The 21,599-nt window shown below is 71.7% G+C and carries 17 protein-coding genes; 9 read left to right on the forward strand and 8 right to left on the reverse strand.

Annotated elements, in window-relative coordinates:
• Positions 1–11 precede the first annotated feature (11 nt).
• The gene (locus tag BC793_RS48725) at positions 12–761 is read left to right on the forward strand and encodes a ComEA family DNA-binding protein (protein WP_146246193.1); all 750 of its coding nucleotides are present in this window, start codon (positions 12–14) and stop codon (positions 759–761) included.
• Between the two features lie 24 nt (positions 762–785).
• On the opposite strand, the gene BC793_RS05935 is transcribed toward BC793_RS48725, so the two are convergent.
• Positions 786–2,912, reverse strand: a complete 2,127-nt coding sequence (locus BC793_RS05935) for a SulP family inorganic anion transporter (protein WP_109589965.1) — start codon at positions 2,910–2,912, stop codon at positions 786–788.
• A 108-nt stretch (positions 2,913–3,020) separates the two neighbouring features.
• On the reverse strand, positions 3,021–4,091 hold the full coding sequence (locus BC793_RS05940) for an NAD-dependent epimerase/dehydratase family protein (RefSeq protein WP_109589967.1): 1,071 nt from the start codon (positions 4,089–4,091) through the stop codon (positions 3,021–3,023).
• A gap of 194 nt (positions 4,092–4,285) precedes the next feature.
• On the opposite strand from BC793_RS05940, the gene BC793_RS05945 reads away from it, so the two are divergent.
• The 6 genes from BC793_RS05945 to BC793_RS05970 all read left to right on the forward strand — a co-directional run bounded on the left by BC793_RS05945 (position 4,286) and on the right by BC793_RS05970 (position 13,172).
• Positions 4,286–6,862 carry a carboxylate--amine ligase/circularly permuted type 2 ATP-grasp protein gene (locus BC793_RS05945; protein WP_109589969.1) on the forward strand — a complete coding sequence of 859 codons (2,577 nt, stop codon included), beginning with the start codon at positions 4,286–4,288 and terminating at the stop codon, positions 6,860–6,862.
• A 36-nt stretch (positions 6,863–6,898) separates the two neighbouring features.
• Positions 6,899–8,665 (forward strand): N-acetylglutaminylglutamine amidotransferase, encoded by a 1,767-nt coding sequence (locus BC793_RS05950; RefSeq protein ID WP_109589971.1) that lies wholly within the window; start codon positions 6,899–6,901, stop codon positions 8,663–8,665.
• A 15-nt stretch (positions 8,666–8,680) separates the two neighbouring features.
• Positions 8,681–10,483, forward strand: a complete 1,803-nt coding sequence (locus BC793_RS05955) for a prolyl oligopeptidase family serine peptidase (RefSeq protein WP_109589973.1) — start codon at positions 8,681–8,683, stop codon at positions 10,481–10,483.
• A 79-nt stretch (positions 10,484–10,562) separates the two neighbouring features.
• A complete protein-coding gene (locus tag BC793_RS05960) occupies positions 10,563–11,840 on the forward strand; it encodes an MFS transporter (RefSeq protein ID WP_109589975.1) in 1,278 nt (425 codons plus the stop codon).
• Positions 11,841–11,874: 34 nt separating this feature from the next.
• The gene (locus BC793_RS05965; RefSeq protein ID WP_109589977.1) at positions 11,875–12,669 is read left to right on the forward strand and encodes a hypothetical protein; all 795 of its coding nucleotides are present in this window, start codon (positions 11,875–11,877) and stop codon (positions 12,667–12,669) included.
• Positions 12,670–12,671: 2 nt separating this feature from the next.
• Positions 12,672–13,172, forward strand: a complete 501-nt coding sequence (locus BC793_RS05970; protein WP_109589979.1) for a mycothiol transferase — start codon at positions 12,672–12,674, stop codon at positions 13,170–13,172.
• Between the two features lie 7 nt (positions 13,173–13,179).
• Here BC793_RS05970 and BC793_RS05975 read toward each other — a convergent pair whose 3' ends face one another.
• The 4 genes from BC793_RS05975 to BC793_RS50505 all read right to left on the reverse strand — a co-directional run bounded on the left by BC793_RS05975 (position 13,180) and on the right by BC793_RS50505 (position 18,555).
• On the reverse strand, positions 13,180–14,649 hold the full coding sequence (locus tag BC793_RS05975) for an ATP-binding protein (RefSeq protein WP_109589981.1): 1,470 nt from the start codon (positions 14,647–14,649) through the stop codon (positions 13,180–13,182).
• Positions 14,649–16,307 carry an NAD(P)/FAD-dependent oxidoreductase gene (locus BC793_RS05980; protein WP_109589983.1) on the reverse strand — a complete coding sequence of 553 codons (1,659 nt, stop codon included), beginning with the start codon at positions 16,305–16,307 and terminating at the stop codon, positions 14,649–14,651. The genes BC793_RS05975 and BC793_RS05980 overlap by 1 nt, the downstream gene beginning before the upstream one ends.
• 9 nt (positions 16,308–16,316) lie before the next feature.
• Entirely contained in the window at positions 16,317–17,456 is a 1,140-nt protein-coding gene (locus BC793_RS05985) for an NAD(+)/NADH kinase (RefSeq protein WP_109589985.1), read from the reverse strand.
• 121 nt (positions 17,457–17,577) lie between these two features.
• Positions 17,578–18,555 carry a class I SAM-dependent methyltransferase gene (locus tag BC793_RS50505; protein ID WP_203896010.1) on the reverse strand — a complete coding sequence of 326 codons (978 nt, stop codon included), beginning with the start codon at positions 18,553–18,555 and terminating at the stop codon, positions 17,578–17,580.
• A gap of 264 nt (positions 18,556–18,819) precedes the next feature.
• Between BC793_RS50505 and BC793_RS05995 the strand changes: the two genes are divergently transcribed.
• Positions 18,820–19,335 (forward strand): molybdate ABC transporter substrate-binding protein, encoded by a 516-nt coding sequence (locus BC793_RS05995; protein WP_109589987.1) that lies wholly within the window; start codon positions 18,820–18,822, stop codon positions 19,333–19,335.
• Here BC793_RS05995 and BC793_RS06000 read toward each other — a convergent pair.
• Both BC793_RS06000 and BC793_RS06005 read right to left on the reverse strand, forming a co-directional pair.
• Positions 19,332–20,006: an adenosylcobinamide amidohydrolase gene (locus BC793_RS06000; protein ID WP_109589989.1), complete on the reverse strand. Its 675-nt coding sequence runs from the start codon at positions 20,004–20,006 to the stop codon at positions 19,332–19,334. The genes BC793_RS05995 and BC793_RS06000 overlap by 4 nt on opposite strands.
• An 11-nt stretch (positions 20,007–20,017) precedes the next feature.
• Complete coding sequence (locus BC793_RS06005; RefSeq protein WP_109589991.1) at positions 20,018–20,557, reverse strand: GNAT family N-acetyltransferase; 540 nt, start codon at positions 20,555–20,557, stop codon at positions 20,018–20,020.
• Positions 20,558–20,627: 70 nt separating this feature from the next.
• Between BC793_RS06005 and BC793_RS06010 the strand changes: the two genes are divergently transcribed.
• Positions 20,628–21,599 carry an Acg family FMN-binding oxidoreductase gene (locus BC793_RS06010; protein ID WP_109589993.1) on the forward strand — a complete coding sequence of 324 codons (972 nt, stop codon included), beginning with the start codon at positions 20,628–20,630 and terminating at the stop codon, positions 21,597–21,599.

Raw genomic sequence — 21,599 nt, forward strand, 5'->3', positions numbered from 1 at the left:
ACCGTCGAGGGATGCAGCCCGATCCACGCGTCCCGCCCGGATGGCACCGTGAACCCCCGCCGCAGACCGGCTGGTGGTTCCTGGTGCCGCTGCTCACCTGCGGTTACGGCACGCCGCTCATGGTCCTGGTCGGCGGCCTCAGACTGCGCTCACGCCTGCACACGGTCCTGGCCTTCGGTTATCTCGCCGTACTCGCCGTCATCACCGTGGCCCGCCTGACCGCCTCGACCGGGAACGGCTCCGGCGACGAGAACGCGGTGGCCGGCATCGTCTACTTCATGGTGTGGGTCACCGGGACGATCCATGTCACGGCTTTGCAGATGAAGGTGCGGGAGCGCTTCTTCCGCCAGGCAGCCGCCGAGCACCAGCGCGGGCTGCCCCACTACCCGCCGCCGGCCTGGCAGCACGGGACCGGCGTCGACCCGGCGCTCGCCGCGGCACAGTGGCGGGCCGCCCGCCGCCAGGAGGCCCGCGAGTTGCAGGCCACCCAGCCGGCGATGGCGAACGAGCTGATGATCGGCCGGCCCGACCTGCCCGGCCGGCAGTACGACGACGGCGGCCTGATCGACGTCAACCACGTCCCCGCCGACTGGCTGGTCCGCTACCTCACCATCGACCGCGACCTGGCCGACCGGATCGTCGAGGCCCGCGACCGTCACAACGGCTTCACCACCGCCGAGGAACTGGTCGTCTACTGCGAGGGCCTCACCCCGGCGAAACTGGACCTGTTCCGCGACCGCCTGGTCTTCGTCCCCCGCTGACGTCCCACTCCCGGAGCACCGCGGTCAGGCGGCGGGCTCGACCGCGACCGGGTACGGGTCGCCGAGGATCGGGTCCACCTCGTACATGCGGGCCTCAGCCAGGTCGAAGTACATGCCGGTCAACCGGAGCCGGCCGGCTGCCTCGGCGGCGCGGACCGTCGGGTGGGTACGCAGGTTCGTGAGCTGCTGCACCACGTTGTCGGTACAGCAGCGTTCCTCGTCGCCGGGGTCGCTGAACCGTACGCCCGAGTTGGCGAGCCAGTCGCCCAGGGCCGAGCCCGGCCGGGCGGCGTCGTTGATCAGGGCGCGCACCGCGCCGCAGCCGGAGTGGCCGCAGACGGTGATCGTGGTGACGCCGAGGATGTCGACGGCGTATTCGACGGCCGCGCCGACCGAGGTGTCACCGGCGGTGTGCGGCGGGACGATGTTGCCGATGTTGCGGACGCAGAACAGGTCGCCCGGTCCGCTCGCGGTGATCAGGTTGGGCACCACCCGCGAGTCGGCGCAGGTGATGAAGAGCTGTTGCGGGCTCTGCCCGTCCCGGGCCAGGTCGGCCAGGTGCGGGCGGACCATCGGGGCGACGCTGCGCTCGAACTCGGCGATGCCGGCCTCCATCGCGCCGCGGCGCTGCTGGTCCATGTCCTGCCAGCGGGACCACGAGCCGACCAGGCGCGGGGTGCGTTTGCCGTCGCCGAGCCGGCCGGAGGTGGCCTGGTGGAACCAGGAGTCGTGCACCTCGCGGACGGTGACGGTGCCGCCGGCCCGCTCGTACCCGGACCGCCAGTCCCGGATCGTCTCGAACGCCCCGTGGTCGAGATAGTCCAGGTGCAGCTCGACGTCGACGTCCGCGCCGGGTGGCAGGGCGCCCAGCTCACGGCTGAGCCGGGCCGACTCGACGAACGACAGGGTGCCGTGGATGGTGACCAGCCATGCACCCGGGGCACGTTCGACGCGGCGGATCTCCGAGCGGGTGAGCCGCCAGAGGATCATCACGGCCGCGCTGATCATGCCGAGGGCCACGCCGGTGAGCAGGTCGGTGAGGACCACGCCGAGCGCGGTGATCAGATAGGTGGGCAGTTCCCGGTGCCGGGCGTAGGTGCGGATCTGCCCGAGGTCGACCAGCCGCAACCCGACGACGATCAGGACGGCGGCCAGCACCGCCATCGGAATGGTCTCCAGCAGGTCGGTGAAGAGCAGCACGAACGCCGCGATCCAGAGACCGTGCATGATCGCCGACGCGCGGGTACGGGCGCCGGCCGCCACGTTCGTGGAACTGCGCACGATCACGCCGGTCACCGGCAGGCCGCCGAGCAGCCCGGACGCGGTGTTGGCGACGCCCTGGCCGACCAGTTCCCGGTTGAGGTCGGCCCGGGGGCCGTCGTGCAGCCGGTCCACGGCCACCGCGGAGAGCAGGGACTCGACGCTGGCGACGATGGCGATGGTCAGCACCGCGATGGTGATCTCGCGCAGCGGCGCGTCCGGCCAGGCCGGGCGGATCAGGCCGGTGAGGGGTTCGCCGGGCAGGCGGACCCGGTCCACGTCGGCGTTCATGGCGGCGGCGAGCGCGGTCATCGACACCACGGCGACCAGGGCGGCGGGCAGCAGCGAGAAACGGACGAGGCGCGGCCAGAGCACCAGGATCGCGACGGTCAGGACACCCAGCAGCGCGGCCGCGCCGTGGTGGGCGACGATCTGGCCGGGCAGGTCGATCAGGTTGCGCCAGGCCGAACTCTGCGGTGAGCCGCCGAGCATCACGTGGATCTGGCTGAGCGCGATGACCAGGCCGATACCGGCGAGCATGCCGTGCACGACGGCCGGAGACAGGGCGAGGGCGGCGCGGCCCAGGCGTGAGGCGCCGAGAGCGATCTGGACCAGGCCGGCGACGGCGACGATCGCGGCCGTGCCGGCGAACCCGAAGTCGGCCACGGTTCCGGCGACGATCACGGTGAGGCCGGCGGCCGGGCCGCTGACCTGTAAGGGGGCGCCGCCGAGGGCGCCCGCGACGATGCCGCCGACCACGGCGGCGACCAGTCCTGCGAGTAAGGGCGCCCCCGAGGCCGCGGCGATGCCGAGGGACAACGGGATGGCGATCAGGAACACGACGATGGACGCCGGCAAGTCCCGGCGCAAAAACTGCGTCAAGTCGGACATTTCGGCAATGTACCCAATGTTGGTTAACGGGTCATTACGTAAACGCCCCTTACAGAAAAGACACAGCAAGCACCCAGGACCAGGTCAGCGGTACCGATCGAACAGGCGTCAGGCCTTCCAGACGTCCTGGTTGGCCTCGTGGATCTCGCGGAGGATGGCCGGGACGTCGTAGGTGAGCTTCCACTCCGGGTAGTGCTGCTCGAACCGGCCGGTGCCACTGATCCACCACTGGTGGTCGCCCATCCGGTTCTGGTCGACGTACTCGGTCTTCGCCTCGAGACCGGTGATCTCCGACGCGATCCTGAACGCCTCGATGTGCGAGCAGTTGGAGAACCGGCCGCCGCCCATGTTGTAGATCTCGGCGACCCGCGGAGCCTTGTGGAAGGCCTCGAACGCGGTGATCAGGTCGTGCGAGTGGATGGCGTCGCGGACCATCTTCCCCTTGTAGCCGAAGATCTTGTACGTCCGCTGCTCCATGACGCACCGCATCACATACGCCAGGAAGCCGTGCAGCTCGGCCGCCGAGTGACCCGGACCGGTCAGGGTGCCACCACGGAACACCGCGGTCGGCATGTCGAAGTACCGGCCGTACTCCTGCACCATGATGTCGGCGGCCACCTTGGAGGCGCCGAAGACCGAGTGCATGCTGTTGTCGATCGACATGGTCTCGTCGATGCCGCCATACCACCGGTGGTCTTCCGGCAGCTCCCAGCGCGTCTCCTGCTCGATCAGCGGCAGAGAGTTCGGCGTGTCGCCATACACCTTGTTGGTCGAGGTGAAGATGAACGGGGCGTCCTTGGCGTGCCGCCGGGTCGCCTCGAGCATGTTGATCGTGCCGACCGCGTTGACGTCGAAGTCGGTGAACGGCTCGCGGGCGGCCCAGTCGTGGCTCGGCTGCGCGGCGGCGTGGATCACCAGCCCGACGTTGGACCCGAGGCCGGCGAAGAGTTTGTCCAGGCCCTCGCGGTCACGGATGTCGACGCTGTGGTGCGTGTAGCGGTCGCCGACCTCCTTGACCAGCCGCTGGAGGTTCCACTGGGTGGAGCCGTCGGCGCCGAAGAAGTAGCCGCGCATGTCGTTGTCGACGCCGACCACGTCCATGCCGAGCCCGGCGAAGTGCCGGACCGCCTCCGAGCCGATCAGACCGGCCGATCCGGTGATGACGACAACGCTGCTCATTTCCTGACCTCCGGGTGTCGGGCGTCACCGGGGAGAGTACCGGTGAGCTGGAGCAGTCTGACCGCCCGGTCGCCCGTGTCGTGATCGTCATGCTTGACAGTGGCACGAAATGGGCACGTCACCAGTTCGCTACATCCGATGGGGAAGCTCCGACGGATACGGCGGTTTGATGACGAATTCGCGAGGGCGGTCCCATGACGGAGTCACTGCAGGCTGAACACGACCGCACCCCCGGCCGGGCCGCCCTGACGCTCGGCGTCGAGGAGGAGCTGCACGTGGTCGATCTCGGGACGCGGGAGCTCGTACCCCGGGCCCCGGAGATCCTGGACCGGCTGGACGGCGCACACTTCTCCGCCGAGCTGCACCGGTCGGTCGTGGAGACCAACACGCCGGTCAGCAGCACCCTCGACGACCTGCGGACCGGGGTCTCGCAGCGGCGCCGGGAGGCGATCCGGGTGGCCGAGTCGCTCGGTCTGGGTCTGGTCGCGGCGGGCACCGTCCCGCTGGTCGACCTGGACGCGCTGCCGGTCACGCCGACGTCGCGCTACCAGCGGATGCTGCACGAGTACCAGATGCTCGTCCGGGAACAGCTGATCTGCGGCGCCCAGGTGCACGTCGGCGTGCCAGACCGCGACGAGGCGGTCTCGGTGGCGCAACGGGTGGCCCCCACCCTGCCGGTGCTGCTCGCGCTCTCCACCAGCTCCCCCTACTGGCTCGGTGAGGACTCCGGGTACGCCAGCGTCCGCTCACTGGTGTGGATGCGCTGGCCGACCGCCGGCGACAGTGGCCCGCTGCACTCGGCCGCCGAGCACGAGGCACTGGTCAGTGACCTGATCGCGTCCGGGACGATCAGCGACCCGAAGATGGTCTACTTCGACGTCCGGCCGTCGGCGCACGTGCCCACCGTGGAGCTGCGGGTCACCGACGCCAGCCCGGACGTGGAGACGGTGGTCCTGCTGGCCGGGATCTTCCGCGCGCTGGTGCTGCGGGCCCGGGACGAGTACCGGGCCGGCCTGCCCCTGCCGCCGTCCCGCCCGCCGCTGCACCGGGCCGCGATGTGGCGGGCCGCCCGGTCCGGCCTGGAGGGCGACCTGCTGGACCTGCCCCGTTCGCCGGTTCCGGTGCCGGCCGCCGTCGCGGTGGAGCGCCTGGTCGGCGAGCTGCGGCCGCAGCTGGAGGAGCTGGGCGACTGGGACCAGGTGTTCGACCTGACCCTGCGGGCGCTGAGCCGGGGCAGTTCGGCGGCCCGGCAGCGACGGGCGCTGGCCCGGCGCGGGCGGCTGTCCGACGTGGTGGATCTGCTGGTGGCCGACACCCGCGGGGGCGTCACCGAGGCCGGTCCGGCCGGAGCTCCGGCCCCGGCACTGATCGAGGCGTACGTGGCCGACGGTGACGAGGCCTTCCCCGGCGGGCGGGTCGACCCGGCGTACTCCGGGATCCTGCCGGTGCTGACCTCGCTGGGTGCGAACGGCCTGCGGCAGCGCGAGGACGCCCGTGACGACGAGCAGCGGGCGCGGGGCATCACGTTCAGCGTGGCCGGCGAGGCGGCGACCCGGCTGTTCCCGTTCGACCTGGTGCCCCGGATCGTGCCGGCCGACGACTGGTCCGGGCTGCAGAAGGGCCTGATCCAGCGGGTACGGGCGCTGAACGCGTTCCTCGGTGACGTCTACGGCGACCGGCAGGTGGTGGCCGACGGGATCGTGCCGGAGTGGGTGATCGACGGCTCCCCCGAGCTGCGGGCCAGTGGCGCCCTGATCAGCCGGCCCGCGGTGCGTACCCAGGTGGCCGGGGTCGATCTCGTCCGGGACGGCGACGGGAAGTGGTGTGTGCTGGAGGACAACCTGCGGGTGCCGTCCGGGATCGCGTACGCCATGCAGAACCGCCGCCTCACCGCGAGCGTCCTGCCCGAGCTGCCCCGCCCGGCCGCGCTGGTCTCGGTCGAGGACACCCCGAAGCTGCTCAAACGTGCGCTGCTCGACGCGGCCGGCCCGTCCGCCGGTGACGACCCGGCGCTCGTGGTGCTCAGCCAGGGCCCGGACGACTCGGCCTGGTTCGAGCACCGGATGCTGGCCGAGGCGATGGACGTGCCGGTCGTCCGCAGCGTCGAGCTGTTCGTGGACGAGGGCCGGGTGTGGCGGCTCAAGAACGGCCACCGGCACCGGGTGGACGTCATCTACCTGCGGATGGGCGAGGACAGCCTGGTCCACTCCCCCGGCGCGGACGGCATGCCGCTGGGCCCCAGTCTGGTGTCGGCCCTGCACGCGGACACGATCGTGCTGGCCAACGCCCTGGGCAACGGCGTCGCCGACGACAAGGCGGTGTACGCCTACGTGCCCCGTCTCATCGAGTACTACCTGAACGAGAAGCCGCTGCTCGCCGACGTGCCCACCTATCTGTGCGGCCTGCCCGATCAGAGGGCGGAGGTACTGGACCGCCTGGACGAGCTGGTCTGCAAGCCGGTCGACGGCTACGGCGGCGACCGGATCGTGATCGGCCCGCACGCGACCGCCGCCGACCTGTCCGCGCTGCGCCGGCAGATCCGGACGGCCCCGCACCGGTGGGTCGCCCAGGAGGTGGTGAACCTCTCCACCCATCCGGTCTTCGACGGGCACCGGCTCGCCCCGCGGCACGTCGACCTGCGCGCGTTCGTCTTCACCGGCCGCGAGTCGGTGGTCGCGCCCGCCGCGCTGACCCGGGTCGCACCCGCCGGCAGCATGATCGTCAACTCGTCACGGGGCGGCGGCTCGAAGGACACCTGGTTGCTCGGCTAATCACTCGGCCCACTCGGCCAAAGAGGAGGAGATTTCATGTGCGGGATCGCCGGAGAGATCTGTTACGGCGACCGGCGGGCGGACACCGAGGCGATCCGGCGGATGCTGCCCTGTCTCGAGTCCCGGGGCCCCGACGGTGACGGGCTCTGGGACGGTGGACGGATCGCATTCGGTCACCGCCGGCTGAAGATCATCGATCTGTCGGAGGCCGGCGCCCAGCCGATGACCGACGAACTGCTGCGCCTGACGGTGGTCTTCAACGGCTGCATCTACAACTACCGGGAGCTGCGCGACGAGCTGACCGGGTACGGGTACGCCTTCGCGTCGACGTCGGACACCGAGGTGATCCTCAAGGCGTACCACCGGTGGGGTGCCGACTGTGTCACCCGGTTCCTCGGGATGTTCGCCTTCGCGGTCGCCGAGCACGACACCGGGACGGTCACGCTGGCCCGGGACCGGCTCGGGATCAAGCCGATGTACCTGGCCGAGTCGCCGGGACGGCTGCGGTTCGCCTCGACGCTGCCGGCGCTGCTCGCGGCCGGCGGGGTGGACACCGGCATCGACCGGGTGGCACTGCACCACTACATGACGTTCCACTCGGTGGTGCCGGCACCGCGGACCATCCTGTCCGGGGTACGCAAGCTGCCGCCGGCCACGGTCCGGGTGATCCGGGCCGACGGGACGTCGAGCGAGCGGGTCTACTGGGAGGCGTCGTTCACCCGGCCGGTCGCGGCGACCGGAGCGGAGTGGGCCGAGGCGGTCCGGGACAAGCTGCGCCTGGCGGTCGAGCGGCGGATGGTGGCCGACGTACCGGTCGGGGTGCTGCTCTCCGGCGGCCTGGACTCCAGTTTCATCGTGGCGCTGCTGGCCGAGCGGGGGCAGAAGGGGCTCACCACGTTCAGCATCGGGTTCGACTCCGGCGGCGGGGAGAGCGGCGACGAGTTCGAGTACTCCGATCTGATCGCCAAGCAGTTCGGCACCGAGCACCACCAGATCAGAATCGGTCAGGACCGGTTCCTGCCGGCGGTGCAGCGGACCGTGGCGGCGATGAGCGAGCCGATGGTGAGCCACGACTGCATCGCCTTCAACCTGCTCAGCGAAGACGTTGCGAAGCACGTCAAGGTCGTGCAATCTGGGCAGGGAGCGGACGAGATCTTCGCCGGCTACAGCTGGTATCCGCCGCTCGCCCACGTGTCCCGGGAGCAGGCCGCCGAGGCCTACGCGAAGGAGTTCTTCGACCGGCCGCACCACGACCTGGCCCGGCAGCTCAACCCCGAATGGCTGGTGGACACCGACGTCAGCCGCGAGTTCGTGGAGGCGAGTTTCGCCCGGCCCGGTGCCACCACCGCCGTCGATGCCGCCCTGCGACTCGACTCCCAGGTGATGCTCGTGGACGACCCGGTCAAACGCGTGGACAACATGACTATGGCGTTCGGGCTGGAGGCGCGCGTACCGTTCCTGGATCACGAGCTGGTGGAGATCGCGGCGGCCTGCCCGCCCGAGCTGAAACTGGCCCGCGACGGCAAGGGAGTGCTCAAGGACGCGGCTCGCGGACTGGTCCCGGACGAGGTCATCGACCGGCCGAAGGGCTACTTCCCGGTGCCCGGGATCCGGCACCTGGAGGGCCCGGTGCTGGACCTGGTCCGCGACGCGCTCCACGCGCCGGCCGCCCGGGAACGGTCACTGTTCCGGCCGGAGTACGTGAACGCGCTCCTCGCCGATCCGAACACCCCGCGCACCACGCTCGGGGCGAACCAGTTGTGGCAACTCGCGCTGCTGGAGATGTGGTTGCAGCAGTTGTAGACAGGGGGTTACTCGTTGGAAGGCCAGCTCAATCGCGTCGACGTGACCGTGCTGCCCGCCGGGTGGCGCCGTCTGGATTCGGAGATCGCCGGCAACTGGTCGGCGGCACTGTCCCCGGACGGCCGGCACATGGCATACGTCTCCGACCGTGGCGGCGTACCCGCCGTCTGGGTACAACCGGTCGGCAGCGAGCTGGCCTTCCGCGTCGACACCGGACCGGAGCCGGTGTCCACCGTGTGCTGGTCGTCCGGCGGCGGCTGGCTGGCCTGCCAGATCGCCCCGGGCGGTGCACCCCGGCACGAGGTGTGGCTGGTCCGGCCGGACGGCTCCGACCTGCACCAGGTCGCCGGGTTCGGCGCCGACACCGCGGAGAACATGCGGTGGCTGCCCGGCCGGCCGGTCCTGGCCCTCACCGAGAACCTGACCACCGCCGTGCTGATCGACGTGACGGCCGGGGAACGGACGGTGGTCGCCGCGGGCGATCTGGTCTCGCTTCTCGACGTGGACCCGGCCGGGCGCTTCGCGCTGCTGCGGTACGGGCCCCGCGGCGCCCGCCAGATCGTGCTGCGTGACCTGACCGGCGGCACCGAGAAACCGGTCACCCGCGGCGAACGGGCGGTCTTCAGCCCCGGCGGCGGCTGTGTCTACGCGCTCAGCCAGGACGGCGAGTTCCCGGTTCTGCTCCGGATCGCCGGCGACGCCGTCGAGGTGCTGACCCAGTCCCCCACCTCGCCCGCCTCCACCGCCGGCGGCGGCTCCGGGGAGGTGGAGGACTTCGTGGTGACGGCCGACGGCCGTACCGCCGCGTTGTTGTGGAACGTCCGGGGCGGTGAATCGGAGATCGCGCTGATCGACCTGGACCACGACGGCGATCGCGCGCCGGCAGTCCTCGGCCCCTTGCCCGGCCTGGTGGCCGCCGACATGACCTGGAGTTTCGACGGGTCGACTCTCGGATTCTCCGCCGAGGGGCCGGGGCAGCCGAACGGCGTCTGGGTGTGGCAGCGCGGGACCGGGGAGGTCAGGGCGGTCTCCGCGGAACCGGCCTCGCCGGTCGCGATCCGTCCGGTGCTGCGGTCCTTCCCGGCCCACGACGGGCTGACGCTGACCGGCTGGCTGTTCACCCCGCGTACGCCCGGCCCGCATCCGACCGTGGTGTGGCTGCACGGCGGCCCGGAGGCACAGGAACGACCGGGCCACGGACCGCTCTTCCAGTCGCTGGCCGACCGGGGCATCGCGGTCTTCGCCGCCAACGTCCGCGGATCGTCCGGATTCGGGCGCTCGTTCGTCGACGCCGACAACGGCGCTCTGCGGTACGCCGCGATCGAGGACGTCCGGACCTGTGTGGAGTACCTGCGCGGCGCCGGGATCGCCGACCGGGTCGGAGTGATGGGCCGCTCCTACGGCGGCTATCTCACGCTGGCCGCGCTGACCTGGTTCCCCGACCTGTTCGACGTCGGCGTGGACATCTGCGGCATGTCGAACTTCGCCACCTTCTACGAGCACACCGAGCCGTGGATCGCGTCCGCGGCGGTCAGCAAGTACGGCCACCCGGTGCACGACGCCGAGCTGCTGCGGGAGCTGTCGCCGATCCACCGGATCGACCGGCTGCGGGCCCCGCTGCTGGTGGTGCACGGCGCCAACGACAGCAATGTGCCGGTGATCGAGGCCACCCAGGTGGTCGATGCGCTGGCCGCCCGCGACCATCCGCACCGCTATCTGCTCTTCCCCGGCGAGGGCCACGAGCTGCTGCACCGCACCGCGCGGGCGGACTTCCTCCGGGAGACCCTGGACTGGTTGGAGACGCACCTTACGAAGTGAGAAGGCGCACGTTGCCGGTGGTGCGGGTAACGGAGAAGGGTGGTAGTTGCACGTTACCCGGCACTGCGGAAGGCATCTGATGGGCCTGCGTCCCTGGGCGGTGTGGGCCACCGGCCTCACCGCGTACACGGTGGCGGTGCTGCACCGTAGTTCGATCGGTGTGGCCGGCCTCGACGCGCAGGAGCGGTTCGGGGTCGGCGCGAGCGCCCTGGCCGTCTTCGCCGTCCTGCAGCTGCTCGTCTACGCCGCTCTCCAGATCCCGGTCGGGCTGCTGCTGGACCGGTTCGGGTCGATGCGGCTGGTGCTGGCCGGTGCAGCCGTGATGGCGTCCGGGCAGGTGCTGCTCGCGTTCACCGACGGGCTGAGCGGGGCGATCCTGGCCCGGGTGCTGGTCGGCGCGGGCGACGCGATGACGTTCATCAGCGTGCTGCGCCTGGTGCCGCGCTGGTTCCCGGCGAGACGCGTTCCGGTGCTCACCCAGCTGACCGGGATCATCGGCCAGCTGGGGCAGGTGCTCTCGGCCGTCCCGCTGGCCGCCGTGCTGGCCGGGCCCGGCTGGACCACCGCGTTCCTCGGCGCGGCCGGCGTCGGAATGTTCGTGGCGGTCGTCGTGCTCGCCGCCCTGCGCGACACCCCGGAACAGCGGATCAGCGGCGCCCCGGTGAGCTGGCAGCAGCTCGGCACCGACCTCGGCAGCTCGTGGCGGCACCCGGGCACCCGGCTGGGGCTGTGGGCGCACTTCACCACCCAGTTCACCGGCACGGTCTTCGCGCTGATGTGGGGTGTGCCGTTCCTGGTGGCGGGGCAGGGGCTGAGCCGGGCCACCGCCGGTGTGCTACTGACCGTCTTTGTGGTGACCGGCATGCTGGCCGGGCCGGTCCTCGGCATGCTCACCCAGCGGCATCCGCTGCGCCGCTCCTGGCTCGTGCTCGGCATCGTGGCGATCAACATGACCGCCTGGGCGGTGGTCATCGCCTGGCCGGGGCGGGCCCCGCTGCCGCTGCTGGTGGCGCTGGTGATCGCGCTCGGCCTGGGCGGCCCGGGGTCGATGATCGGGTTCGACTTCGCGCGCAGCTTCAACCCGCCGAGCCGGCTGGGCACCGCGACCGGGGTCGTCAACGTGGGCGGGTTCGTGGCGTCGCTCGTGACGATCGAGCTGATCGGGCTGATCCTCGACTACCGCACCGGTGGTGGTAACGACTATCACATCGACGACTTCCGGGTCGCGATGTCGGTGCAGTTCCTGGTGGCCGCCGCCGGTGTGGCGGGCATTCTGCGGACCCGTCGGCTGACCCGGCGGCGGGTGGCGGCCGAGTCGGCGGGTTTAGCGATTTCCGTGGAGGTAAAGGCTTCCTGATCCGCGTAAATCTGACGCAGGGGATCAGGAGGACATGTCTGACCACGCTACGGGCCGATTCTGGTCCGGTATCGACATCCCGAAGACCATCGCCGGCACTCTCGCCGCCGTTTCGGCGGCCTTCCTCGGCTCCTTCCTCGGGGTCGCCGGCACGATGATCGGCGCCGCGCTGGCGGCGCTGATCAGCTCGATCGGAACGGAGGTCTATCACCGGTCCATCAACCGTGGCACGAAACAGTTGCAGGCCGCGTTCGTGGTCGCTCCCGCCGCGGTGGGGACGCCATCGGTCGAGGCCGCAGCCGACGCCTCCCCGTCGGAGGAGCCCGTCTCCCCGGCCGCTCCGGCGCCGTCCGGGGATCAGCCGGAACGCCGCATCCACTGGAAGCGGGTCGCCCTCGTCACCGGGGTGTTCTTCCTGCTGGGCATGGGTGTGCTGACCACCGCGGAACTGTTCGCCGGACGATCCGCGGCGGACGTGACGAGCGGCCGCGACAACGGAAGCCCGACCATCCTGTTCGACACCGCCGACGAACACCGCGACGACGAGGAATCGCCGGTCGTGGTTCCGTCGCGGACGCCGGCCACCACGACGAGCGAGGCACCCGCCCCGACCGGGCCGGACACTGCCACGACCACGCCGGCCGGGCCGGCTCCCACGTCCGAGGGGCCTGTACCGACCACCCCGGCGGAGACCACCCCGCCGGACCAGAATGAGACGGGCCAGGGTGAGACGGGCCAGGGTGAGACGGGCCAGGGTCAGACGGGCGGCGACACCGGCACCGGCACCGGGCGGGAGCAGCCCGCCGAGGATTCGGGGACGGGAGAGTGAGCATGGACGTCCGGGACATCCTGAAGGACGGGTACGGCCGGTTGCCGGAGACGATCGAGGCAGCCGTCCGGGACCTCAGCCCGGAGCAGCTGCGCTGGGCGCCGAAACCGGGCGCCAACTCGATCGGCTGGCTGGTCTGGCATCTGACCCGGGTTCAGGACCACCACCTCACCGCGGTCATCGGCGGTGAGCAGATCTATGTGAGCGGTGACTGGGGGCCACGGTTCGGGCTCGGCTCCGACCCGTCGGACACCGGTTACGGCCACGGTCCTGAGCAGGTCGCCGGGGTTGCGCCGGCGAGCTGGGAGACGTTGACCGGCTACTTCGGGGCCGTCCTCGCCCGTACCGTCGCCTGGGTCGAGACGCTGACCCCCGCCGATCTGGACCGGATCGTCGACCGTGACTGGGATCCGCCGGTGACCCTCGGGGTCCGCCTGGTCAGCGTGCTGGACGACGACGTCCAGCACGCCGGGCAGGCGGCCTATCTCCGCGGTTTGCTCTGACCGCGGATCAGGCGGACGCCGGTTCGCTGAACGGCAGCCGGATCAGGAACCGGGTGTCGCCGGGTTCGGAACGGACCTCGATGTCGCCGCCGTGACCGTTGACGACGATGCGGTAGGAGATGTCGAGGCCCAGCCCGGTCCCCTCACCGACGGCCTTGGTGGTGAAGAACGGCTCGAAGATGCGCTTGCGCACCTCGGGAGTGATCCCCGGACCGGTGTCACCGACCGAGACCACGAGCCCGTCATCGACCCGGTAGGTACGGACGGTGAGGGTCCCGGAGCCGTTCATCGCCTGCACCGCGTTGTCGATCACGTTGGTCCACACCTGGTTCAGCTCGGCCGGGTGCGCCGGGATCTGCGGCAGGTCACGGTCGTACTCCTTGACCACCCGGACCGAGTCGCCGATCTTGTGGCCTAGCATGACCAGTGTGCTGTCCAGGCCGACGTGCACGTCGATCCACTGATGGGCGGCCCGGTCCACGTGTGAGTACTGCTTGGCGGCGTGCACCAGCTTGGACACCCGGCCGGTGGCGTCCTCGATGTCGCTCATCAGCTGCTCGGTCTCCAGGGCGTACCCGATCCAGTGGATCGCCTGGTCGAGCAGCTCCGGGGAGGCCAGCCGGGTCTCCAGGTCGGCGAGGCACCCGGTGTCGATGCCGCCCTGCGCGAAGACCGGCGCCAGGTCCCAGGCCGCGGTGATCTCCCGGCCGTCCATCCAGTCGCCGAGTTCGTCCTCCAGATCGGCGGTCTGCAGGGCGGTCATCGCGGGTGCCTTCGCGGCCCGCTCGATCACCTCCTCCTGCAACTCCAGGAGGGCGACGAGCCGGTCAGGGGCGACCTTGCCGGCGGCGAGCTTGCCCAGTTTCAGCCGCATCGCGGCGACCCGCTGGCGCAGCGCGCCGGTGGCGCGGGCGGCGGCCGCGGCTGGATTGTTCAGCTCGTGCATGAGCCCCGCCGACAGGGCGCCGAGGGCGGCCAGCCGCTGCCGCTCCCCGATCGCCGCCTGCGAGCTGCGCATCCCCAGCGCCAGACCCTCGAGCAGGTGGATCGCCATCGGGAACCAGTCGCGCATGAGCGAGCCGAAGTCGTCGGCGGACAGCACGAAGAACTCGGCGTCGGTGATCGCCCGCATCGACGCCTGATAGGTCCGCGGAACCCCGTCCTCCCGCAGGTACGCCTGGGTCGCCCCCATGTAGACCCCGCGCTGCTCGGTCCGGGTGGTGGTGACCTCGTCCTGCCCGACCCGGCGGGTCAGCGTGATCGTGCCGCTGAGCAGCACGAAGAACGAGACTGCCGGATCACCCTCGCGCAGCACCAGGCCACCGCCGGGCACCCGCATGGTGCAGCCGTGCCCGGCCAGCCAGGCCAGCTGCTCGTCGGTGAGCTTCTCGAAGAGGAAGAGCGAGCGCAGATCCCCGGTGGTGAGCCGGCCAGGCTCACAGGGTTCGAGACGGATCTCGTCGGTGGTGTCGGACATCATTGCGCCTCCAGGTAGCGGTGGACCAGCGCGACGGCCATCGCACCCTCGCCGACCGCCGAGGCCACCCGTTTCACCGAACTGGCCCGGACGTCGCCGGCCGCGAAGATACCGGGGACACTGCTCTCCAGATAGAACGGATCCCTGTCCCGATCCCATCCCCGCGGGCGCTCCCCATTCGTCAGGAGATCGGGCCCGGTCCGGATGAAACCCTTGTCGTCACGGAGAAGGGTGTCGCCGAGCCAGTCGGTCCGCGGCTCGGCCCCGATGAACACGAACAGGTAACCGCACTCCACGGTCACCTTCGTGCCGTTCTTACCGTCACAGATGGTGATCGCCTGGAGATGGCCGTCGCCCTGCGCCCCGATCACCTCACAGCGGGTCCGGACCTCGATGTTCCCGATCTGGGCGAGCTGCTGGATCAGGTAGTACGACATGGACGCCTCGAGCGAGTCGCCGCGGACCAGCAGGGTGACCCGACGGGCGTAGCGGGCGAAGAACAGCGCCGCCTGGCCGGCGGAGTTGGCGCCGCCGACGATGTAGACGTCGGTCCCGGCGCAGGCCGGTCCCTCGGTGGCGGCCGAGCCGTAGAACACCCCCGAACCGGTCAGGCCGGCGACCCCGTCGGCGACCAGCGGACGGTACGACACACCGGTCGCCAGCAGCACGGCGTGCGCCGACACCTCGCCACCGTCGGCGAACGTGAGCGTGCGCGCCGAACCGTCGGTCCGCAGCCCGACGACCTCGCGGGTGCTGATCGTCTCGGCGGCGAACTTGTCGGCCTGCCGGCGTGCCCGGTCGGTGAGCTGGGCGCCCGAGATGCCGTCCGGGAAGCCCAGGTAGTTCTCGATCCGGGAACTCTGCCCGGCCTGCCCGCCGACCGCCTGCCGCTCGATCAGCAGCGTCTTGAGCCCCTCCGAGCCGCCGTAGACGGCCGCGCCCAGCCCGGCCGGCCCGCCACCCACGATGATCAGGTCGTAGAAGTCGCGGCCCGGGTTCGTCGACAGGCCGGCCGCCTCGGCGACCTCCTGCACGGTCGGCCGGGACAGCGCCCGCCCGTCGGCCGTCACCACCAGCGGCACCGCCTCCGGCCCGGCCTCGGCGGCCTCCAGCAGGCGGCGGCCCTCCGGCTCGTCGGCGCCGAAGTATTTGTACGGCACCAGGTTGCGGGCCAGGAAGTCGCGGATCTGGAAGGACGGCTCGCTCCACCGGTGCCCGACCAGGCGAATGTCCGGCAGCTCCTGCTCACCGGCCGCCTCCCAGGCGTCCAGCAGCGAGTCCAGCACCGGGTAGAGCTTCTCCTCCGGCGGATCCCACGGCTTCAGCAGGTAGTGATCGACGTCGACCAGGTTGATCGCCTGGATCGCGGCGTCGGTGTCGGCGTAGGCGGTCAGCAGGGCCCGCCGGGCGTACGGGAACAGGTCCATCGCCTGCTCCAGGAACTCGATGCCGTTCATCTGCGGCATCCGGTAGTCGGCGAGGATCACCGCGACCCGCCCGCCGCGCAGTTTCAGCTCGCGCAGCACCTCCAGGGCCTCGTCGCCGGAGGAGGCCCGGATCACCCGGAACCGGTCGGCGTAGCGGCGGCGCAGGTCACGTGCGATGGCGCGGGAGACGGACGGGTCGTCGTCGACCGTGAGGATCGCGGCTTGGCCCATGGTGTGTCCTCAGCTCTCGGGGTGACGTTCGAGATAGCCCGCGACGAACGGGCAGGTGGCGATGACGGTGATACCGCGTGACCGGGCATCGGCGAGTGCTGCGGCGGCCAGGCGGCGGGCCAGTCCCCGGCCGGAGAACGCCTGGTCCACTTCGGTGTCCAAAAGTTCGATCTGCCCATCTCTGTGCCGGTACGTCAGAGTGCCGGCGACCTCTCCGCCGAGCAGCACCTCGTAACGATGCCGCTCGAAACTGTCGACCACCACGGCGTCGGCCGGATCCAGGGCCACCGCCGACGCGCTGCCCTCGACCCGCAGCTTGCGCCGGGCCCGCTCGTAGAACGAGGTACGCCCGAACCGGATCACCTGGGCCGCGGACAGCACCGGCTCGATCTCCAGCCGGTCACCCGGCGAGGCGTGGCCCTCGATGATCCCGTCCACCTCGATCGCCAGCCGCCCGCTCGTCGGCAGCACGTCCAGAGCCAGCTGCTCGGAGGTGTCCAGCACCAGCGACCGGTTGAACGACGAATGCGCGGCCGCCGCCGACACGATCAGCGCGTGCACGTTCGGCGAGACGATCGGGCCACCCGCGGAGAAGCTGTACGCCGTCGACCCGGTCGGCGTCGACACGATCACCGCGTCCGCCGCGTAGTTGACGAAACCGCTGCCCTCCACCCGGATGCCGACCGCGGCCAGGCCGTGCCCCGGCACCCGGACCAGGGCGACGTCGTTGAACGCCGACACCGTGCGCCCGTCCGGAAGGGTGGTGCGCACCGCGGTCCGCGACTCGATCGTGAACCGGTGATCGTCGATCGCGGAGAGGGCGTCCCCGAGATCCGACAGATCCACCTCGGCCAGGAACCCGAGCCGTCCCACATTCACCCCGAGGACCGGTGTCGTACGCCCCTCGACCAGGCGCATCGTGCGCAGCATCGTGCCGTCACCGCCGAGACTGACCAGCAGCCCGGCCCGTTCCACCATCTCGGCCGCCTCGACCGCCTCCGCCGTGCAGCCGCTGATCCGGCTCACCTCGTCGGGCAGACCGAGCACGGTGACCCCGCGCTCGGTGGCCCAGCCGGTGATCGCCTCGATCGCGGAACCGCAGTCCCGGCGGGGATGCAGTACCAGCCCGACAACCTTGACCATGCCCATGGCGGCAAGCCTTCCATGCCGCGGCCGGAATCCGCGACCGTCGTGACCGTGGCGACGAGCACCCCCGCACTTCGGCCGCCGACCCTGGCGGGGTGCCGGCCCGGATGGTGCCGCCGGACGGTCAGAGGCGGGTGGCCAGGGCCAGGAAGCGGTCGGGGACGTCCTCGTAGTGGTGCAGCCGCCAGCCGGACGCGGCCAGCAACGGGCCCAGGCGTTCCCGGCTCAGCGGCTCACCGGGGCGCAGGGTGCGGCCGTGCCGGGCGGCCAACTGGGCCCGGCCGGTCGGGTGGAAGATCGCGAGGACGCCGCCGGGGCGGGTGGCCCGGGCCAGTTCGGCGAGGCCGGCCTCCGGATCGGGCAGGTGGTGCACCAGGCCGGCCGCGAAGATCAGATCGGCGGTGGCGTCGGCGACCGGGAGCCGGCGGGCGTCGGCGAGCAGCAGGGCGGCGCTGTCCCCGCGGCCGGCGGCGCGGGCGGCGGCGAGCATGCCGGGGGTGAAGTCCAACCCGACGACCCGGCCGCCGGGGCCGACGGCGGCGGCGAGCGCGGGCAGTGCCCGGCCGGTGCCGCAGCCGACGTCGATGGCCACCTGACCGGGCCGCACCCCGGCGAGCCGGATCGCCTCGGCGTAGCGGGGCATGTCGTCGCCGAACCTGGTGTCCCAGTCGGCGGCGCGGGCGGCGAAGAACGCCCGGCTCTCCGACAGATACCACCGGTCGACGTCGGCCAGGTCGGGGTGCAGGTGCCGGATCACCGGCCAGTCCGGGTCGCGGTGGTCGATGACCACCTGGGCACGCCGTTCGCCGTCGCCCTCGGCGAACCGGTGCCGCGGACCGCCCCGCAGATAGACCAGGATCCGGTCGGTGGCCGGCTCCAGGACGTTGAGCGCCGAATCGGACACTCCGCCGCCGGGGCCGATCAGCCCGAGCACCGCGTCGACGTTCCAGGCGCGGGCCGTGGACGGGAACGCGGCGGCGAGACGGGACGCGAACTGCGCCGCGGCGCCGGGATCGCCGCCGTCGACGATCACGGTGAGCGGGGCACGCGGCGCCAGGACCTCGGCGAGCAGAGCGGTGACTTCGGTGATGCGTTCCGGCACGCACCCAGCATGACGGCGGGGGTGTGACGTACGCAATGTCGGACGGGTGGCACTTTTTGTGCCGATTTGCCACGCGCGGCCCGGCATGGGTCCACGCCCGGCCGAAGGCGCGCCACCGTACGGCCGTCGGCGCGGCGGGGCGGAACCGGACGGCCGTCAGCGCGGCGCGGCGCCACCGGACGGCCGTCGGCTCGGCGGCGGAACCGGGCGGCCGGGCGGGCGGTCCAAACGGGGAACGTCCGAAGGATCTGATCGGAGGGGACGATGCGTGGACTTGTCGCCGTGCTGATGGCCGGTGTCCTGGCGGTCGGCGGGTGCGCCGGTGCGGCACCGGGTGCGAACGACACCCAACCGGGCGAGGCGGCCGCTCCGGCGGCCCGGTCGGGCACCGGCGTGAGGCCGGAGAGCGGGGGGCCGGAGAGCGGGGGGCCACCGGCGGGACTGATCGAGCTCAAGGTCGCCGTGGACGACTCGCTGGCCGAGGCGTTCGTCGAGGTGGAGCGGGCGTTCGAGGCGCATCATCCGAATATCGAGGTCGTCCTCTCGTACGGTGACGGATTGAGCCTGGCCGATCGCATCGCCGGCGGTGAACCGGTGGACGTCCTGGTGACCGATGATCCGTTCGCGGCGCAGGGTGTGCGCCTGAACGCGGAGCCGGTCGAGGTCGGGCGGGTGAACCTGGTGCTGGTGCAGCCCGGCACGGGCGTCTCGTTCATCGACTTCGTCCGCGAGGGCGACGGCCGCCGGATCCTGATCGAATCCGGTCTTCTGCGTCCCTAGAGCGAGTGCCGGGCCCGGTCCGACCAGGAGCGGCCGGTCGCCAGGTTGACCGCGCCGCCGTCGAGGACCGCCCGGTGCACGGACCGGGCCAGCGGCGCACCCCACGCCGATCGCGGCCCACCGTAGGCCGCCGGTGGGCCGTCGAGCGGGCAGAGCACGCAGACCGCGTCGGTGGCGGTCCCGGTGGCGGCGAGCCCGAGTTCGGCGAGGGCCTGCGCCTTCGCCTCGGTGGCGGTGGCGATCGTGTTGATCAGCGCGCCGTCGGCGAGGCGCTGCGGCACCCAGACGACGATGTTCACGGTGCCCGGCCGGTGATCGAAGCCGGACTCGGCGGACGCGGCCTGGATCGGGGCGCCGAGCCCGACGGTGGCGTACACCTGCACCCCGCCGTCCCGGACGTGGACCGCGTCGGCCACGTCGACTCCGGTGAGCAGCCCGATCCCCGGCCCGGTCAGGCCCAGACCGGTGGCCAGCGCGGCCAGGTGGGCGTCCGGGTCGGGCCGGGCGTAGGACATCGCGACCGACGCGTTGATCAGCCACTCGCGGGGGCCGACGCCGCCGCCGAGGACCGCGCTGGAGGCGGCGAGCAACGGCTCCGGGAAACGCCAGAGCAGCAGGGGGACGTCGAGACCGTCCTCCCGCCGGTGGGTGAGCGACGGTTCGGCGAACATCGCCGACGAATCTACTTCCATTCGGAGGCTAGGACGGCCCAGATCTCGGTGTCGTTGCGGACACCGTTCCACGGGTACGCCTCACGCAGCAGCCCCTCACGGGTCATACCGAGCCGGCGGGCCACGTCGGAGCTGGCGATGTTGTCGGGGTTGCAGTGCCACTCGGCGCGGTGCAGGCCCCGGGTCCGGAACGCCCAGTCGATCAGCACCCGTGCCGCCCGGGTGACCAGGCCACGGCCGGTCGCGGACGGCTCCAGCCAGACGCCGAGTTCGCAGTTGCCGGCCTTGGCGTCGAAGGCGACGAACATCGTGCCGCCGACCAGTACGCCGTCCAGCCAGATGCCGAAGAGGCGCTGCCGGTCCTGGGCCGCGTTGTCGGCGTAGCGCTGGAGGGTCGCGGTGGCGCTGGCCAGATCGGTGCTCACGCTCGCCCACGGGATCCAGGGGTCGACGGTGGCACGAGCGCGGTCCATGTGGGCCAGGAACTCCTCGGCCTGCCAGGGTTCGAGTGGGCGTAGCTGGGCACTTTCGGTCAGGTCGACACTGAACATCGCAGAAGCGTAACGGCGGTAGGGGCGGAAGACCGTACCCGCTGCCGCGTGGAGGGCGCACGATAGGGACATGAACGACACCGACGAGGTCAAGCGCGCACTTGTCCAGGCGGCGGATGCGGCACGGTTCGCCCCGTCGATCCACAACACGCAGCCGTGGCGCTGGGTGGTGCGGGAGGGCCGGCTGGAGCTGTTCGGCGTCTCGGAACGGCAGCTCCGCGAGCAGGACCCGGAGGGCCGGATGCTGCTGCTGAGCTGCGGGACGGCGCTGCACCACGCGCGGGTGGCACTGGAGGCCGAGGGCTGGCGGCACGAGGTGGACCGGCCGGCCGGCGAGCCGCTCGCGGTGATCCGCCCCGTGGGTCAGGTCGCGGTGCACCCGGAGGCCACCCGGCACTACCAGATGCTCCAGGTACGGCGTACCGACCGGCGGACCGTGACCGACGAGCGGGTGCCCGAGGACACGCTGCGGCACCTGGTGAAGGTGACCGAGGAGAGCGGCGCCCGGCTGCACGTGCTCGGCCGTGACCAGGTGCTGGCGCTGGCCGTGGCGGTCGACCGGGCGCAGAACGCCGAGACCCACGACGAGCGGTTGTCCGCCGAGACGGCCGTCTGGGTCGGCGGCGAGCGGCCCGACGGCACCGGCATCCCGGCGTCGGCGCTGCCCGAGGAACTGCCGCTCACCACGGTCGCCGAGCGCGACTTCCAGGCGAAGGGCACCCTGGCGGCCGGCGACGGGCACGACAAGGCGGCGGTGTACGCGGTGCTCTACGGCGAGGGGGACGGGGCCGAGGACTGGCTGCGCGGCGGGGAGGCGCTGAGCCGGCTGTGGCTGGCCGCGACCGAGCAGGCGGTGAGCGTGCTGCCGCTGAGCAGCCCGGTGGAGATCCCGTTCACCCGGCAGACGCTGCGCCGGATGCTCGGGGACATCGGGTACCCGTACCTCGCGGTCCGGCTCGGCACGCTGGACCCGGCGCACTCGGCGCCGCCGAAGACCCCCCGGCTCCCGGCCGGGCAGGTCATCGACGTCGTCCCGGGATGA

Origin of the sequence: Actinoplanes xinjiangensis (genome assembly GCF_003148685.1) — a bacterium.
Taxonomy (GTDB): Bacteria; Actinomycetota; Actinomycetes; order Mycobacteriales; family Micromonosporaceae; genus Actinoplanes; species Actinoplanes xinjiangensis.